Source organism: Streptomyces chengmaiensis (assembly GCF_029846775.1).
Taxonomy (GTDB): Bacteria; Actinomycetota; Actinomycetes; order Streptomycetales; family Streptomycetaceae; genus Streptomyces; species Streptomyces chengmaiensis.
In genome coordinates this window covers 14,229-28,659 of record NZ_JARWBG010000044.1, presented here as the reverse complement: position 1 = coordinate 28,659, position 14,431 = coordinate 14,229, and the positions used below count along the sequence as shown (strand labels likewise).

Sequence of the window (14,431 nt, the reverse complement as noted above, 5' to 3'; positions counted from 1 at the left end):
GTCAGTCCTCGGCGCGAAGGGTGACGGGGGCGTTCGTCTGATCGCCCAGGAACTCGTACCAGCGGTGCCTCAGACAGGGGTAGCGCGTATCGGCCTCGACCAGTTCGAGGAACGCCTTGACGGTTGCCGTCAGACGTTCGTGCAGGCCGGATTCGAGCAGACCGCCGTCGGGGGCGAACGCCTGGTGGGCCCGGGCGAGGCTGAACATGTCGGGGTAGACGCGTGCGCCGAGGTGCTCCAGCGGGACGCGCAGGGCCCACAGGCCGCGGTTGCCGCCGACCATGGAAGGCGACGCGGACACCAGCAGGGTCTGCTTGTCCTTGAAGGGCTGGGGCCGGAAGCGGGAGACCCAGTCGATCGCGTTCTTCACCGTGCCGGGCACCGAGGCGTTGTACTCGGGGGAGGCGATGACGAAGGCATGGGCCTGCCGCACTCGGTCGCGGAGCGCTGTGGCGCCCTCGGGAGGCCCGTGGGCGGCTTCGGCGTCGCCGTCGTAGGGCGGAACGGCGAAGTCGCGGATGTGGGCGAGGTCGGCGACCGCCTCACTGCGGTCGACGAGCCCGGTCACCAGCTCGGCGAGCCTGGAGTTCAGGGAGTCCGCCCGGGAGGAGCCGGCCAGCACGAATACGCGCAGCGCCTCGTGAGAGGTGTCGGCGGCGCCGCTCTGTGCACCGCTCGGCAGGGGGCGGGCCGACGTCATGCGGGCGCCCTTGACGGACGGCGCGCGGATGCCTTGGTCGTCACCCGCATCACCGTAGTGCTCCGGGCCCGTCATCGTCGCAGACACGCGGGCCGGACGGGGAACCCCGGCACCCGGCACCCGGCACCCGGCACCCGGGCGGAGGGGACTACAGCGGCGGGCGGGGTGGTTCAGGTGCAGGAGGTGTACGTCTCGCTGGGGACCGGCCCAGGCACCGGTGTGGAGTGACTTTCCGGAAACGCTCTCTGATCTGGGGGTCCCCAGGACCAGGTGCGGCGGGCCGGTTGTCAGTCCGCCTCATTAGATTGCCGGCATGGCTGAATTCGTATTGACCGCAGGGGCGTGGCTCGGGGCGTGGGCGTGGGACGAGGTGGCTCCGCGGCTGCGGGACGCCGGGCATGGCGTGCATGCGGTGACGCTGTCCGGCCTCGCCGAGAAGCAGGGGGCGCCCGCCGGGCAGCAGACACACGTTGAGGACGTCGTCGGCGAGGTCGAGCGCCGTCAGCTGCGCGACGTCGTCCTGGTGGGGCACAGCTACTCGGGCATTCCGGTCGGGCAGGCCGCGGCGCGGATCGGCGGCCGGCTGGCCCGTGTGGTGTTCGTCGACGCCGAGGTGCCCGTCGAGGGCGAGTCGTTCGCCTCCGGCTGGTGGCAGGGGCAGGCGGCGTTCGAGGCGCTGCTCGCCGGGGACGGGGGCTTCTGGGCGCCGCTCGCATCGGACGGCTTCGCGGGGCAGGGTCTCACCGAGGAGCAGATCGCCCGGATCACGGGCGGCGCGACACCGCATCCCGGGGCCACTCTGACCGAGTCGGTCTCGCTGGTGCGTCCACTCGGCGAGCTGCCGGCGACATATGTGAAGTGCCTGCTCGACGGCCCCGAGCCGAACCCGGTCGTGAGCGAGCTGCTGCGGAGCGAGCACTGGCGGCTGGTGGAGGCGGACACCGGCCACTGGCCCATGTTCTCCCAGCCGGACGAGCTGGCGCGGATCCTGCTCGACGCGGCGCCCGGGGCGGGTACGGCGGATGCTGGCGCTGCCGGTTGACGTCGGCGCCGGACCCGCCGGGGATGCCGCGACAGGCAGGGGTCTGCCCGTCGAGGAGCACGGTCCGGCGCCTTCGGGCGCCCCCGCGCCCGAAGGGCTGCCGGGGGAGACGGCAAGACGGCCGGAAGTCCTCGACTCGATGAGGGGTGACCGTCCGGCGCGGGGGGTTGAGCCGGCACGCCGGCGGTTACCCATGGAGCGCTAACCGGCGGCGGACGTCCTGCGGGCAGGACCGCGGACAGGGAGAGTGGCGCATGCTCCTTCACAGGCACCGGGCCCGGATGCGGGAGCGGGCCCGCGCCGCCGCGGCGGGCGGCTTCACCGGCGCGGACCGCCGGCTGCCCGTGGCCGAGCTGTCCCGGCAGCTGATGCGCAAGGCCTTCCCCGACCACTGGTCGTTCCTGCTCGGCGAGGTGGCCCTGTACTCCTTCGCCGTGCTGCTGCTGACGGGCGTGTACCTCACCCTGTTCTTCGACCCCAGCATGGCCGAGGGCGTCTACGACGGGCCCTACGCCCCGCTGCAGGGTGTGAGCGTGACGCAGGCGTACGCCTCGACGATGGAGATCAGCTTCTCCGTGCGGGGCGGGCTGCTCATCCGTCAGATCCACCACTGGGCCGCACTGGTGTTCGTCGCGGCGGTCGCCGTCCATATGCTGCGGGTCTTCTTCACCGGGGCCTTCCGCAGGCCGCGGGAGGGCAACTGGGTGATCGGGGTGACCCTGTTCATGCTGGCGATGCTCGAAGGGTTCGCCGGCTACTCGCTGCCCGACGACCTGCTGTCGGGGACCGGCCTGCGGACGGCGGCCACCATCGTGCGGTCGATCCCGGTGGTCGGGACGTATCTCGAGATGGCGGTGTTCGGCGGACAGTTTCCGGGCGAGGTCATCCTCCCCCGGCTGTACATCGTGCATGTCCTGCTGGTTCCGGGGCTGATGCTGGCGCTCATCGCGGCGCATCTGATCCTGGTCGTGTACCTCAAGCACACCCACTGGGCCGGGCAGGGAAGGACCAACCGGAACGTGGTGGGCCAGCCGATGTTCCCGCAGTTCACCGCGAAGACGACCGGCTTCTTCTTCCTGGTGTTCGGCGTGCTGACGGTGCTGGGCGCGGTCGCGCAGATCAACCCCGTGTGGAACTACGGCCCCTACCGTGCCGATCAGATCTCGACCGATGTGCAGCCCGACTGGTACGTGGGCTTTCTCGAGGGGGCACTGCGGCTGATGCCGCCCTGGCAGACCGAGGCCGCGGGCCACACCGTGATGTGGAATGTGTTCATTCCGGCATTGGTGCTGCCGGGTCTGCTCTTCGGCGTGCTGTATCTCTACCCGTACGCCGAAAGGTGGGTGACGGGCGAGAGGGGCGAACGCCATCTGTGCGACCGCCCGCGCAACGCTCCCACGCGCACCGGGCTGGGCGTGGCGGGTGTCGTCTTCTACGCGGTGCTGCTGGTCGCCGGCGGCAACGACGTCGTGGCCTTCGGCTTCCTGCTGTCCCTGGAGGCCACCACCTGGGTGCTGCGGGTGGCGCTGGTGGTCGCCCCGCCTCTGGCATTCGTGATCGCCAAGCGACTCTGTCTGGCGTTGCAGGAGCGGGACCGCAGACGGCTCGCCCGGGGTGTGGAGACCGGTGAGGTGACCCAGTCGGTGTCGGGTGGCCTGTCGGAGGGCCACCGGCCGCTTCCGCCCGCGGCCCGGTACCGGATTCTGATGCGCGATGTCCCGGCGCCTCTGAAGCTCGAAGGACACGAAGAGCCCGAAGGCCTCGAGGAGCCTCGAGCGCCCCGGGAACGCAGGGAGGGCGGGGAGGGCGCACGGGCCGGGGAAGGAGGGCCGCCGCGGCGCAGGCGGCTGCGCGTCGCGCTCAGCGGCTGGTACTACGGCGATGTCGTCGACCTTCCCGCCACCGACGAGCAGCGGGCCGCCATCGCGGAGCGGACGCGGCCGCCGGAGTTCGCGGAGCACCGGGAGCGCTGACGTCGTACCGGGTCCGGCGGGGCGTGTCAGCCCTCCCGCCCCGCGTACTGGAAGGCCATGGCGCACACGCCGGCCATCACCAGCCCCAGGCCGATCAGGAAGAGCCACACGGCGTACACCACCCCGAGCGCGAGGACGGCCGCCCCGGCGGCAGTCGTCACCGGCCAGGGGCTGCTGGGCGGGAAGAAGTCCACCGACCCGGCCCGCTCGGACACGTCGCTCTTCTTGCGGTCCTCGGGGCGCGGCCCCCTCCGCACGTAGTTCACGGCGAAGAAGAAGGTGATGAGCAGGGACATCAGGAGGGCGACGGTAAGGGCGGCGATGCCGGCGGGGTCCTGCGACCACACGCCGTACAGGACGCCGACGACGAGGAAGAAGCCGGAGACTACGGCGAACACGGCTGCTTCGGTCCTCATCGGTTCCTCCCCTGGAATGTGTCCGGGGTGGGGACGGAGGGGTCGATGTCGCCCGACCGTCTGCCGTGGACCTCGGGGTGGTTCATGTCAAAGGCGGGCGAGTCGGAACGCACGCGCGGGATGGCGTGGAAGTTCTGGCGCGGCGGCGGGCTCGTGGTCGCCCATTCGAGCGACCGGCCGAATCCCCAGGGGTCGTCCGCGCCGGTCTTCGGCGCATGGCGCTGTGTCCGCCACACGTTGTAGAGGAACGGCAGGGTGGACAGGCCCAGCAGGAACGAGCCGATCGACGACACCGAGTTGAGCAGGGTGAAACCGTCCGCGGCGAGGTAGTCGGCGTAGCGCCGCGGCATTCCCGACTCACCGAGCCAGTGCTGGACGAGGAAGGTCGCCTGGAATCCGGTGAAGAGGGTCCAGAAGTGGATGCGGCCGAGGCGCTCGTCGAGCATGCGTCCCGTCCATTTGGGCCACCAGAAGTAGAAGCCGGCGAACATGGCGAAGACCACCGTGCCGAACAGCACATAGTGCAGATGGGCGACGATGAAGTACGAGTCGGTGAGGTGGAAGTCCAGCGGCGGGGACGCGATCAGCACGCCGCTCAGCCCCCCGAGCAGAAAGGTGACCAGGAAGCCTGCCGAGAAGAGCATCGGGGTTTCGAAGGAGAGGCTGCCGCCCCACATCGTGCCGATCCAGTTGAAGAACTTGACCCCGGTGGGCACGGCGATGATGAAGGACATGGCGGCGAAGAACGGCAGGAGGACGGCGCCGGTGGCGAACATGTGGTGCGCCCAGACCACTGCGGAGAGCATGGTGATGGCGATGGTGGCGCCGACCATGCCGATATAGCCGAACATGGGTTTGCGGCTGAACACGGGGATGATCTCGCTCACCACACCGAAGAACGGCAGCGCGACGATATAGACCTCCGGATGCCCGAAGAACCAGAACAGGTGCTGCCACAGCAGCGCTCCCCCGTTGGCGGAGTCATAGACATGCGACCCGAACGTGCGGTCGGACATCAGCGCGAGCAGCGCGGCGGCGAGCACCGGGAAGGCGAGCAGCACCAGGATCGAGGTGAAGAGCACATTCCAGGTGAAGATCGGCATCCGGAACATCGTCATGCCCGGGGCCCTCAGACAGACGATCGTGGCGATGAAGTTGACGGCGCCGAGTGTGGTGCTGGCGCCGGACAGCACCAGGCCCATCGCCCACAGGTCCCCGCCGTGGCCGGGTGAGAAGACGGCCCCGTTCAGGGGGGCGTAGGCGAACCAGCCGAACGAGGCCGCGCCGCCGGGGATGATGAACCCCGAGACGACGATCAGCCCGCCGAAGAGGAAGAGCCAGTAGGTGAGGGCGTTGAGGCGGGGGAAGGCCACATCGGGCGCACCGATCTGCAGCGGCATCACGGCGTTGGCGAAGCCCGCGAACATCGGGGTGGCGAACAGCAGCATCATCACCGTGCCGTGCACGGTGAACAGCTGGTTGTACTGCTCGGCGCTGAAGATCTGCAGGCCCGGGCGGGCCAGTTCGGCTCTCATCAGCATCGCGAGGACGCCGGCGAACACGAAGAACCCGAATGCGGTGACCATGTAGAGATTGCCCACGACCTTGTGGTCGGTGGTGGTCAGCCAGCCCGCCACCCGGACTCCGGCGCTGATCCGCCTGCCGGTCGCAGTCCGCCCGGCGGGGACGGCCTGGTGCTGGTCCTGCGACATCTGGCGCTCCGTTACGCTCCGCGGTGATCGGCTCCGGAAGGGGCGCTTCCGGCTTCCAGACCCGATGGTGGGGCTTTGCCGTCGCGCCGGGCGGCGCGACTGGCGGGCGGACCGCGGATTTCATCAGTTCACCGCCGTCCTGTGACGGTGCCGGAGCGGCCGCCGGAGCCCGCGCCGCGCCGGCCGGCCGGTGCGGCTCCGAACATGAACGGCCCCGCGCGCGTACTTGACGTCAAGCAAGCCCGGACAGACGGGATGACGGATGAAGGACGTGCGATATGACTGCACACAGCACAGGCGGGCGGACGCGGCGGCCCGGGCGGGAGACCGGCGGGCGGACGCGGCGCGGGCTCAAGGGCGTCGCGCTGCTCACGGGCGCCGCGCTGGCCGCCGGGGGGCTCGCGGCGGCGGGAGTGGGGCTGGCCGTGCCGGAGACGGCGAGCGCGTCAAGCCATCGGGAGGCGCCGCTGATCTCCGGGCAGCCTCAGTTCGACACCACCGACCTGTACGCGTTCGTCAGCCCCGACCATCCCGACAGCACGACGCTGGTGGCGAACTGGCTGCCGTTCCAGGAACCGGCCGGCGGGCCGAACTTCTACCCGTTCGCCCAGGACGCGCGCTACAACCTGCACATCGACAGTGACGGCGACGCCCAGGACGATCTCGTCTACCGCTTCACTTTCCGGGACCACCGGAAGAACGAGCACACCTTCCTCTACAACACGGGTGCGGTGGAGAGCCTGGACGACCCGGATCTCAACTTCACCCAGACCTACGACATAGAGCTGCTGCGGCTGAAGCACAAGAAGGTCGTCTCCCGCCATGTGCTGGGGCGGCATCTGCCGGTCGCGCCGTCGAACGTGGGCAAGGCGTCGATGCCCGACTACCAGAAGCTGCGCGACCAGGCGGTGCGTAAGCTCCCCGGGGGGCTGAAGGCCTTCGCCGGACAGGCGGACGACCCGTTCTTCCTCGATCTGCGGGTCTTCGATCTGCTGTACGGAGGGGATCTGTCGGAGGTCGGGAACGACACGCTGCGGGGTTACAACGTCAACACGATCGCCCTCCAGGTGCCGAGCTCCTACCTGCGCCAGTCGGCGGAGCAGCCGGTGATCGGGGTGTACACGACGACGGAGCGCAAGAACGCCGAAGGGCACTTCGCCCAGGTGTCGCGGCTGGGGATGCCGCTGGTCAACGAGGTCGTCAACCCGGTGAAGGACAAGGACAGGTTCAACGCCTCCTCGCCGGAGGAGGACGGGCAGTTCCTGAAGAACGTCACGGAGCCGGAGCTGCCGAAGCTCATCGAACAGCTCTACAAGATCAAGGCGCCGGCAGAGCCTCGGAACGATCTGGTGTCGGTGTTCCTGACCGGCGTCGAGGACCTCAACCAGCCGCCGAACGTCACTCCTTCGGAAATGCTCCGCCTCAACACGTCCGTCAAGCCGGTCGCGGAGCCGAAGCGGCTCGGCGTGCTGGACGGGGACAACGCGGGCTTCCCGAACGGTCGGCGGCTGACGGACGACGTGGTGGACATCGCGCTGCAGACCGTCGAGGGCGAGCTGGTCGGCGCCGAGAACGACCTGGGCGACGCGGTCGACGCCAACGACAAGGAGTTCGGCGGCAACTTCCCGTACGTCGCCCTGCCCACGGCCGGTTCCGACGTGAGGGCGGACGGGGCCGCGACCAAGTCGGGCGCCACCGGGCTGACGGGCGGGCTGTCGTCGGTCGCCGCGTCGTGGGGCAGCGACACGCTGATGCTGGTGTCGGCCGCGTCGGGGGCCTTGGGGGTGCTGCTGGTCGGCNCAGCGACACGCTGATGCTGGTGTCGGCCGCGTCGGGGGCCTTGGGGGTGCTGCTGGTCGGCCTCGGCGTGAGCTGGCTGCGCGGCCGCCGGCACCCGGCGCGCCGGTCCTGGCTGGGCTGACGCCGGGCCCGGCACCGTCCCTCCCGGGCGGCCCCGTACGCGTCGTCGCCTCGTGCACGGCGCGGCGGGGCCGCCCGACACCAGAGCTCTGATGAGCTCGTACGGCAGAACGAGGAAGGCTGAGATCGAATGCTTCCATGGAAGCCGCAGTTCGCGCGATGGCGCCGTCTGCGGGGGGTGATGCGGGGGCGGCGGATCGCGTCGGCCGCGGCGATGGCGGTGGGGCTGACCGCCGTCTCGGTGGCTTTCGGACCTGATGGCACGCCGGACGGGGCCGGGCGGGCGGCGTCCGGGCAGGCGGCGTCCGCGCTCGCCGCGGATGTCCCGGCTGCGGCGCTGACGTCACGGGACCTCGCACGCGGCGTCGACGCCCTCCAGCGGCGTCTCAAGGCGCAGCCCAGGGACGCGGGCGGGTGGGCGGCGCTGGGTGCGGCCTATGTCGAGCAGGCCAGGACCAGCGGCGACCCGACGCGCTATCCGCAGGCGGAGAAGGCGTTCGGCCGTTCGCTGCGGCTCCGTGGGGGCGGTGAGAACGATGCGGCGCTGGCTGGGCAGGCGGCCCTTGCCGCGGCGCGGCATGACTTCACGGCCGCGCTGCGGCTTGCGGACCGGGCGCTGGAGGTGAACCCGTACAGCGAGCGTGCCCTGTCCGTCCGGGTCGACGCCCTTGTCGAGCTGGGCCGCTACCGCGAGGCGCGGCAGGCCGTGCAGCTGGCCGACCGCCGGCGGCCCGGTGTGCCGGTGTTCACCCGGTACGCGTATGTGCTGGAGTTGCACGGCGATGTGAAGGGGGCGCGCCGGGTGCTGCTGCGTGCGCTGGACTCCGCGTTCAGCGCGGGCGACAAGGCCTATGTGGCGACCGAGCTGGGGCAGCTGTCGTGGAGTCAGGGGGACTTCCGCCGGGCGCTGGGCCACTTCGACGCGGCGCTGCGTGCGGAGCCGGAGTATGTGCCCGCGCTGGAGGGGCGGGGACGTTCCCGGGCGGCGCTGGGCGATATGAAGAGCGCCGTGCGCGATCTGGAGGAGGTCGTACGGCGCAGTCCCCTGCCGGGCCGGCTGGCGGCGCTCGCGGAACTGTACGAGGCGGAGGGCCGGCAGGGGGACGCGAAGGAGCAGTACGCGCTTATGAACGCCTGGACCCGGCTCGCCCGGGCGAACGGCGTCGCCGCCGACCCGGAGTCCGTTCTCGTGGAGGCCGGACACGGAGACGCCGCGGAGGCGTTGACCGCGGCGCGCGCCGAGTGGTCCCGCCGGCACAGCGTCCACACGGCCGACGCGCTCGCCTGGGCGCTCCACGCGAACGGGCGGCACAAGGAGGCGCTGGGCTATGCGAAGAAGGCGACGGCCCCGGATCCCGGCTACCGGAATGCTTCCTTCCTGTTTCACCGGGGCATGATCGAGCGGGCGCTCGGCGAGCATGCGGCGGCGCGCCGCCATCTGAGGGCGGCGCTGGAGCTCAACCCCGGCTTCTCCCAGGCTCAGGCGCGGCAGGCGAAGGCCGCGATGGACGAGCCGGCCAAGCGGTCGGGACGGTCCGCGGCCTCCACGGCCCGAGGGGGGTCGTGATGGTCCGCGCCGCCGCCCGAGCCCTGGCCCCGCTCGCCACGCTCGCCGCGGCGGCCGCGCTCGTTCTGCTGCCCGTCGGGGCGGTGCACGCCCATCCGCTGGGCAATTTCACGGTCAGTCAGTACGACGGCGTCGTGGTCGCTCCCGGGAAGCTGAGCGTGCGCCATGTCGAGGACCTCGCGGAGATCCCCGCCACACAGGAGCGGAAACGCGTCGACGCGGACGGGGACGGCCGGCTCTCGGAGGCGGAGCTGTCGGCGTGGGCACGGGCGCGGTGTGACGCGGCGGCGCAAGAGGCCCGGCTGACGGTCGCCGGCCAGGCTGACGGAGGCTCGGCTGCCGGCTCGGAGGCGGCCGTCTCGCCGGTTCCCGGAAGCGCACGGGCAGAGGTCCGCCCCGGACAGGCCGGGCTGCCGACGCTCAGGACGGCCTGCACACTCACCGCGCCGCTGACCGCGCCGTCGTCCGATGGCGCGCCGCTGCGCCTGACATACGTCCCGGCCGATGTCTCCACGGGGGCCGGGTGGCGGGAGATCACCGCTCAGGGCGACCGGATGACGCTCTCGGAGTCGGATGTGCCGCGGGCGTCCGTCTCGCGGGAGCTGACCGCGTACCCCGACGATCTTCTCTCCTCACCTCCCGGGGTCCGGTCGGCGGCCCTCGTCGTCCGCTCCGGCGGCCCCCCGCTGGAGGCGGGCGCTCACGGCGCGGACGAGGATCGCGGGTCCCCTGCGGCCGCCGTGCTGCCACGGGGCGCGGACCGCTGGGCCCAGGCGCTGACCGGGCTGGTGGCGCGGCATGAACTGACCGCGGGCTTCGCGGCGCTGGCGCTCGGCGTGTCGCTGCTGCTCGGCGCGATGCACGCGCTGGCCCCCGGGCACGGCAAGACCATGATGGCGGCCGCCGCGGCCGCCCGTGGGCGCGGCTCCACGAAGGAAGTGCTGGCACTCGGCGCATCGGTGACGGTCACGCACACACTGGGCGTGTTCCTCCTGGGCGCCTTGATCACCGCGGGGTCGGCGGCGGCCCCGACCGTGGTGTCCTGGCTGACCGTGGTGAGCGGTGCGACGGTGGCCGTCGCGGGGGCGCTGCTGCTGCGCCGGGCCTGGCGGCTGCGGCGTCTCCCCCACGGACACGGACACAGTCACGGACATGTTCACGGGCACGGCCATGAACACGGCCATGAGCACGACCACGGTCGCGGTCACGGGCACCATGAGCACGACCACGGGGTCGACCACGCCCACGAACACCGGCACGACGAGGCGCGGGCGCCCGCGCTGGCGGGCGCGCACCGGAGCGGACATGACGCACCGGGCGCTGCCGCGGGGCCCGTGGCCGTCCTGGAGTCGGCCGCGGACGCCCGCCCCAGCGGCGCCGGGCACGGCCATCCGCACCGCCATTCGCACGACCACGGACACGGGCACGACCACGAGCACGACCACGGGCACGACCACGGGCACGGGCACAGCCATGTGCCGCCCGCGCCCGGTGTGCGCGGAGTCGTGCTCATGGGGCTGGCCGGGGGCCTTGTGCCGAGCCCGTCGGCCGTCGTCGTGCTGGTCGGCGCGGCGGCTCTCGGCCAGGCGTGGTTCGGCTTCCTGCTGGTTCTGGCGTACGGAGCGGGGCTGGCGCTCACCCTGGCGGGGGCCGGGCTGGCGGTGATCCGGCTGCGGGACACCACCGCGCGCCGGCTGGCCCGGCGTCCGCAGGGCCGGCTGTTCTCGCTGTTCCACCGGTTCGCACCGCTCGGCACGGCGGCGGTCGTTCTGACGCTGGGGTGCGGGCTGCTGACGAGGGGGCTGGCGGCGACGCTGAGCTGATGCATCGGCGCCGGTCGGTCGGGCGCAAGGCTGAGGGGAGGGCCGCCTCTGGCGGCCCTCCCCTCAGCATCCGTCATGTGCTGTGCCTCTGCGCCTCGCCTTCTTCTTGCCTTGCCTTCCTCCGCTCTGCCTTGCCTGTGTCTTCCTGTGTCTTCCTGTGGCTTCCCGGTGTCAGCTCCAGATCTGGGAGTACTGCCGGCGGTAGTTCCTGCGGTCGGAGGCCGAGCGGATCAGGCCGTTGGCGACCAGCACCACAAGACTGACCCCCATGACCGCCAGTCCCGGCTTGACGGTGTGGACGCCGACGATTCCGGTGCGGCGCGCGGGAACGTCCGGCCGTCCCGGCAGAGCGCCGACTCCCGCCGTGAAGGGCGGAGAGGCGGCCCCTGCGCCGTCCCCGGAGCCGGCCGTCCCCGCGAGCCGCACCCCGAGCGCCTCCATCGCCGTGGTGACCGGCTGGAAGTATGTGGTGCCTCCGCTGCTGCAGTCGCCGATACCGCCCGACGTCACCCCGAGAGCCATGCCGCCCGCGAACAACGGCCCTCCGCTGTCGCCCGGTTCGGCGCAGGCGGTGGTCTGGATCAGTCCGGTGACCGTGCCTTCGGGGTAGTTGACCGTCGCGTTGAGCGCGGTCACCTTGCCGGAGCGCACCCCCGTGGTGCCGCCGCTGCGGAACACCTCCTGGCCGACGACGGGATCGGCGGCCGCCGTGATCAGCACGCCCTGCCGTCCTGCGAGGCGTACGACGTTGTCCGCTGCGGTCGCATCGGCGTTTCCGTAGGCGACGAGGGAGAAGTCGCTGCCGGGGAAGCGTCCGGCGGTCGTGGTGCCGACACCCTTCGTCCCCTGCGGATCCTGGAACCAGGCGGTGCCCGGAGGACCGCAGTGCCCCGCCGTCAGGATGAACGCACGCCTTCCGTCGGTCACATTGAAGCCCGCGGAGCAGCGGCCGGTGCGGGAGAAGACCGGATCCGCGCCGTTGAGCCGGGGGGACAGGGCGCCCGGGGTCCGCTCCATGTGGACGAAGCCTCCGATCCGCTCCGCGAGACGGGACATGCGGGACCAGTCGTCGGACGAGACCGTGGTGTCGGCCTGCACCACGATGCGGTTGGAGGCGTAGTCGACCGACCAGGCGGTGCCCGGCACTCTGGGCGCCGCGCTCAGCGCGTCCACGGCGGAGCGCAGACGGCTCATGCTGTGTTCGACGACCTTGGCGCGCGCCCCCGACCGGCCGACCTCGACGGCGGCGTCCTCGTCGGTGACGGCGACGACGGACCTCCCGTCCGCCCCGATCCAGGTGCCCGCCGTGCGCGACGGCCCGAGGCGTGCGACCAGACCGGCCCCCAGCCCGGACGGGCGGTCGGTCTGCTCCGGGCCGGGGACGTCCGGCTCGGTCTGCTCCTGGCCGCGAGCCGGCGGCTCGGTGGCGGCCGCGGTCGTCACCAACAGCCCGCCGCAGAGTAATCCGCCGACGGCGGCGAAACGCGTGATGCGCTGCAGGCTGCGTCGTGCGTGCCTCATCCGTTTCCGTCCCCCTCTTCAAAGCCGCTCCGACACGGCGTCGGCGACGCCGGCCCCGCGGGACAACGGTGCGTCTACGCATACGTGCGGCCCGGCCGCCGCGTTCATCGCCGGCGCCGCTCGGCGGCGGCGTGCGACCGACCAGACGGCTTCGGCCCGGTGAGCACGTACTTGGACGCGACCGCCGCGGTCCTCGACTTCTTCAGCGCCGCCGGTCGGTCCGCCGGCCGGTCCGCGGGCCGGTGAGCGGCCGCTCGGCGACGGAGAGGCCCGTGAAAGACTGTGAACATGTCGACAACATCACCTGTCACTCTGGACGACGTGCGTGACGCCGCCGCGCAGATCAAGGGCGTCGCCCACCGGACTCCGGTGCTGCGCTCCCGTACCCTCGACGCCCTCGTCGGCGCGGAGGTCTTCCTCAAGTGCGAGAACTTCCAGCGTGTCGGCGCTTTCAAGTTCCGCGGCGCGTACAACGCCGCCTCACGGCTGTCGGCAGGGCAGTTGGAGCGGGGGATCGCCGCGTACTCGTCCGGCAACCATGCTCAGGCCGTCGCCCTGGCCGCGCGGGAGCTGGGCACGACCGCGGTGATCCTGATGCCCGAGGACACGCCGCGGTCCAAGGTGGAGGCCACTGCGGGCTACGGGGCGGAGGTCGTCACCTATGACCGCTATACGGGCGACCGTGTCGCCCTCGGCGAAGCGCTGGCCGAGGAGCGGGGGCTGACGCTCATTCCGCCCTATGAGCATCCGCACATCATGGCCGGGCAGGGCACGGCCGCGCTCGAACTGCTCGAGGAGACCGGCGATCTGGGCGCGCTCCTCGCACCGGTGGGCGGCGGAGGGCTGATCGCGGGTTGCGCGACCGCGGCGAAGGGTCTGTGCCCCGGCATACGCGTCATCGGGGTCGAGCCGGAAGCCGGGGACGACACCAAGCGGTCGCTGGAAGCCGGCACGCGGGTGTCCGTCCCCGTTCCCCGGACCATCGCCGACGGTCAGGCCGCCGACATTCCGGGGGAGCTGACGTTCTCGGTCAATCAGCGCCTGGTGGATGAGATCGCGCTGGTCAGCGATGAGCAGATCCGCGACGCCATGCGCTTCGCCTTTGAACGCCTCAAGATCGTCCTGGAGCCCAGCGGGGCCTCGGCCCTGGCCGCGCTGCTCGCCGGACGGCTCGGCGGACTGCCGGACCGGATCGGGGTGATCGTCTCCGGCGGCAACGTGGACGCGCGGCGCTTCGCGGAGCTGTGCGGCGCGGGGTGAGACCCCTCCGTACCCGGCGTGACGAGATAGACGCGGCCCGCCGCCTCGTTCTCCCGACGCCTTCCGGCACGGTGCCGTGGCCGGTTTCCGTCCGCCCCGGCCCGGCCCCGGTTCATCCGGAAGGCGGCTGCGTGGCGAGCGCGTGGCGGATGGCGGCAAGGGCCTCTTCGTCGGTGGCGTCGAGCCGGCGGACCGCGAGCGCATAGCTGAGGGCGTGTTCGGCGAGCCTGGCCTTCGCGTCGTCGGCGTCGGGCAGGGCGATGACCCGGGTGCCCGAGCCCCGGCGGCTCCTGACCAGCCCCGCGGTCTCCAGTTCGCGATACGCCCGCACCACCGTGTTCCCGCATACGGCAACTGTGTCAAGTGGTTGATACGCCGGACGTCCGCAGCCGCCCGCGGTGTCGCACTGAGACCTTGGACCGGTTGTGCCGGGGAGCGGTTGTCCGTATCGCGGCCGATCGGATCTACTGCTGTCGTCCCGCAGGCGCGGGCGTGTC

11 protein-coding genes are annotated in these 14,431 nt (G+C 71.8%); 6 read left to right on the top strand and 5 right to left on the bottom strand.

What is annotated here, in order from left to right:
• Nucleotide 1: 1 nt before the first annotated feature.
• Nucleotides 2-634, bottom strand: a complete 633-nt coding sequence (locus QCN29_RS28070) for an NADPH-dependent FMN reductase (protein WP_279931723.1) — start codon at nucleotides 632-634, stop codon at nucleotides 2-4.
• 379 nt (nucleotides 635-1,013) lie between these two features.
• Between QCN29_RS28070 and QCN29_RS28065 the strand changes: the two genes are divergently transcribed.
• Nucleotides 1,014-1,742 (top strand): alpha/beta fold hydrolase, encoded by a 729-nt coding sequence (locus QCN29_RS28065; protein WP_279931678.1) that lies wholly within the window; start codon nucleotides 1,014-1,016, stop codon nucleotides 1,740-1,742.
• A gap of 254 nt (nucleotides 1,743-1,996) precedes the next feature.
• Nucleotides 1,997-3,715 carry a cytochrome bc1 complex cytochrome b subunit gene (gene qcrB, locus QCN29_RS28060; protein WP_279931676.1) on the top strand — a complete coding sequence of 573 codons (1,719 nt, stop codon included), beginning with the start codon at nucleotides 1,997-1,999 and terminating at the stop codon, nucleotides 3,713-3,715.
• 26 nt (nucleotides 3,716-3,741) lie between these two features.
• Here the strand turns inward: qcrB and ctaF are convergent, their stop codons facing one another.
• Entirely contained in the window at nucleotides 3,742-4,131 is a 390-nt protein-coding gene (ctaF, locus tag QCN29_RS28055) for an aa3-type cytochrome oxidase subunit IV (protein WP_279931674.1), read from the bottom strand.
• Nucleotides 4,128-5,843: an aa3-type cytochrome oxidase subunit I gene (gene ctaD / locus QCN29_RS28050; RefSeq protein ID WP_279931672.1), complete on the bottom strand. Its 1,716-nt coding sequence runs from the start codon at nucleotides 5,841-5,843 to the stop codon at nucleotides 4,128-4,130. Before ctaD ends, ctaF begins: the two co-directional genes overlap by 4 nt.
• Nucleotides 5,844-6,121: 278 nt before the next feature.
• Here ctaD and QCN29_RS28045 point away from each other — a divergent pair, with 278 nt between their 5' ends.
• The 3 genes from QCN29_RS28045 (at nucleotide 6,122) to QCN29_RS28035 (ending at nucleotide 11,153) form a co-directional block, all read left to right on the top strand.
• Entirely contained in the window at nucleotides 6,122-7,657 is a 1,536-nt protein-coding gene (locus QCN29_RS28045; protein WP_279931671.1) for a DUF4331 domain-containing protein, read from the top strand.
• Between the two features lie 236 nt (nucleotides 7,658-7,893).
• Entirely contained in the window at nucleotides 7,894-9,330 is a 1,437-nt protein-coding gene (locus QCN29_RS28040; protein WP_279931669.1) for a tetratricopeptide repeat protein, read from the top strand.
• Nucleotides 9,330-11,153, top strand: coding sequence for a nickel transporter (locus QCN29_RS28035; protein WP_279931668.1), 1,824 nt, complete (start codon nucleotides 9,330-9,332; stop codon nucleotides 11,151-11,153). Before QCN29_RS28040 ends, QCN29_RS28035 begins: the two co-directional genes overlap by 1 nt.
• Before the next feature lie 171 nt (nucleotides 11,154-11,324).
• On the opposite strand, the gene QCN29_RS28030 is transcribed toward QCN29_RS28035, so the two are convergent.
• Nucleotides 11,325-12,674: a S1 family peptidase gene (locus QCN29_RS28030; RefSeq protein ID WP_279931667.1), complete on the bottom strand. Its 1,350-nt coding sequence runs from the start codon at nucleotides 12,672-12,674 to the stop codon at nucleotides 11,325-11,327.
• 288 nt (nucleotides 12,675-12,962) lie between these two features.
• Here QCN29_RS28030 and QCN29_RS28025 point away from each other — a divergent pair, with 288 nt between their 5' ends.
• Nucleotides 12,963-13,934: a threo-3-hydroxy-L-aspartate ammonia-lyase gene (locus tag QCN29_RS28025; protein ID WP_279931666.1), complete on the top strand. Its 972-nt coding sequence runs from the start codon at nucleotides 12,963-12,965 to the stop codon at nucleotides 13,932-13,934.
• 112 nt (nucleotides 13,935-14,046) lie between these two features.
• Here QCN29_RS28025 and QCN29_RS28020 read toward each other — a convergent pair whose 3' ends face one another.
• Nucleotides 14,047-14,268, bottom strand: coding sequence for a GntR family transcriptional regulator (locus QCN29_RS28020; protein ID WP_279931665.1), 222 nt, complete (start codon nucleotides 14,266-14,268; stop codon nucleotides 14,047-14,049).
• Between the last annotated feature and the right edge of the window lie 163 nt (nucleotides 14,269-14,431).

What these genes read in the sequence shown, in the direction of transcription:
- QCN29_RS28065 (WP_279931678.1), top strand. Translation starts at nt 1,014, where the DNA reads ATGGCTGAATTCGTATTGACCGCAGGGGCGTGGCTCGGGGCGTGGGCG.
- qcrB (WP_279931676.1), top strand. Translation starts at nt 1,997, where the DNA reads ATGCTCCTTCACAGGCACCGGGCCCGGATGCGGGAGCGGGCCCGCGCC.
- ctaF (WP_279931674.1), bottom strand. Translation starts at nt 4,131, where the DNA reads ATGAGGACCGAAGCAGCCGTGTTCGCCGTAGTCTCCGGCTTCTTCCTC.
- ctaD (WP_279931672.1), bottom strand. Translation starts at nt 5,843, where the DNA reads ATGTCGCAGGACCAGCACCAGGCCGTCCCCGCCGGGCGGACTGCGACC.
- QCN29_RS28040 (WP_279931669.1), top strand. Translation starts at nt 7,894, where the DNA reads ATGCTTCCATGGAAGCCGCAGTTCGCGCGATGGCGCCGTCTGCGGGGG.
- QCN29_RS28035 (WP_279931668.1), top strand. Translation starts at nt 9,330, where the DNA reads ATGGTCCGCGCCGCCGCCCGAGCCCTGGCCCCGCTCGCCACGCTCGCC.
- QCN29_RS28030 (WP_279931667.1), bottom strand. Translation starts at nt 12,674, where the DNA reads ATGAGGCACGCACGACGCAGCCTGCAGCGCATCACGCGTTTCGCCGCC.
- QCN29_RS28025 (WP_279931666.1), top strand. Translation starts at nt 12,963, where the DNA reads ATGTCGACAACATCACCTGTCACTCTGGACGACGTGCGTGACGCCGCC.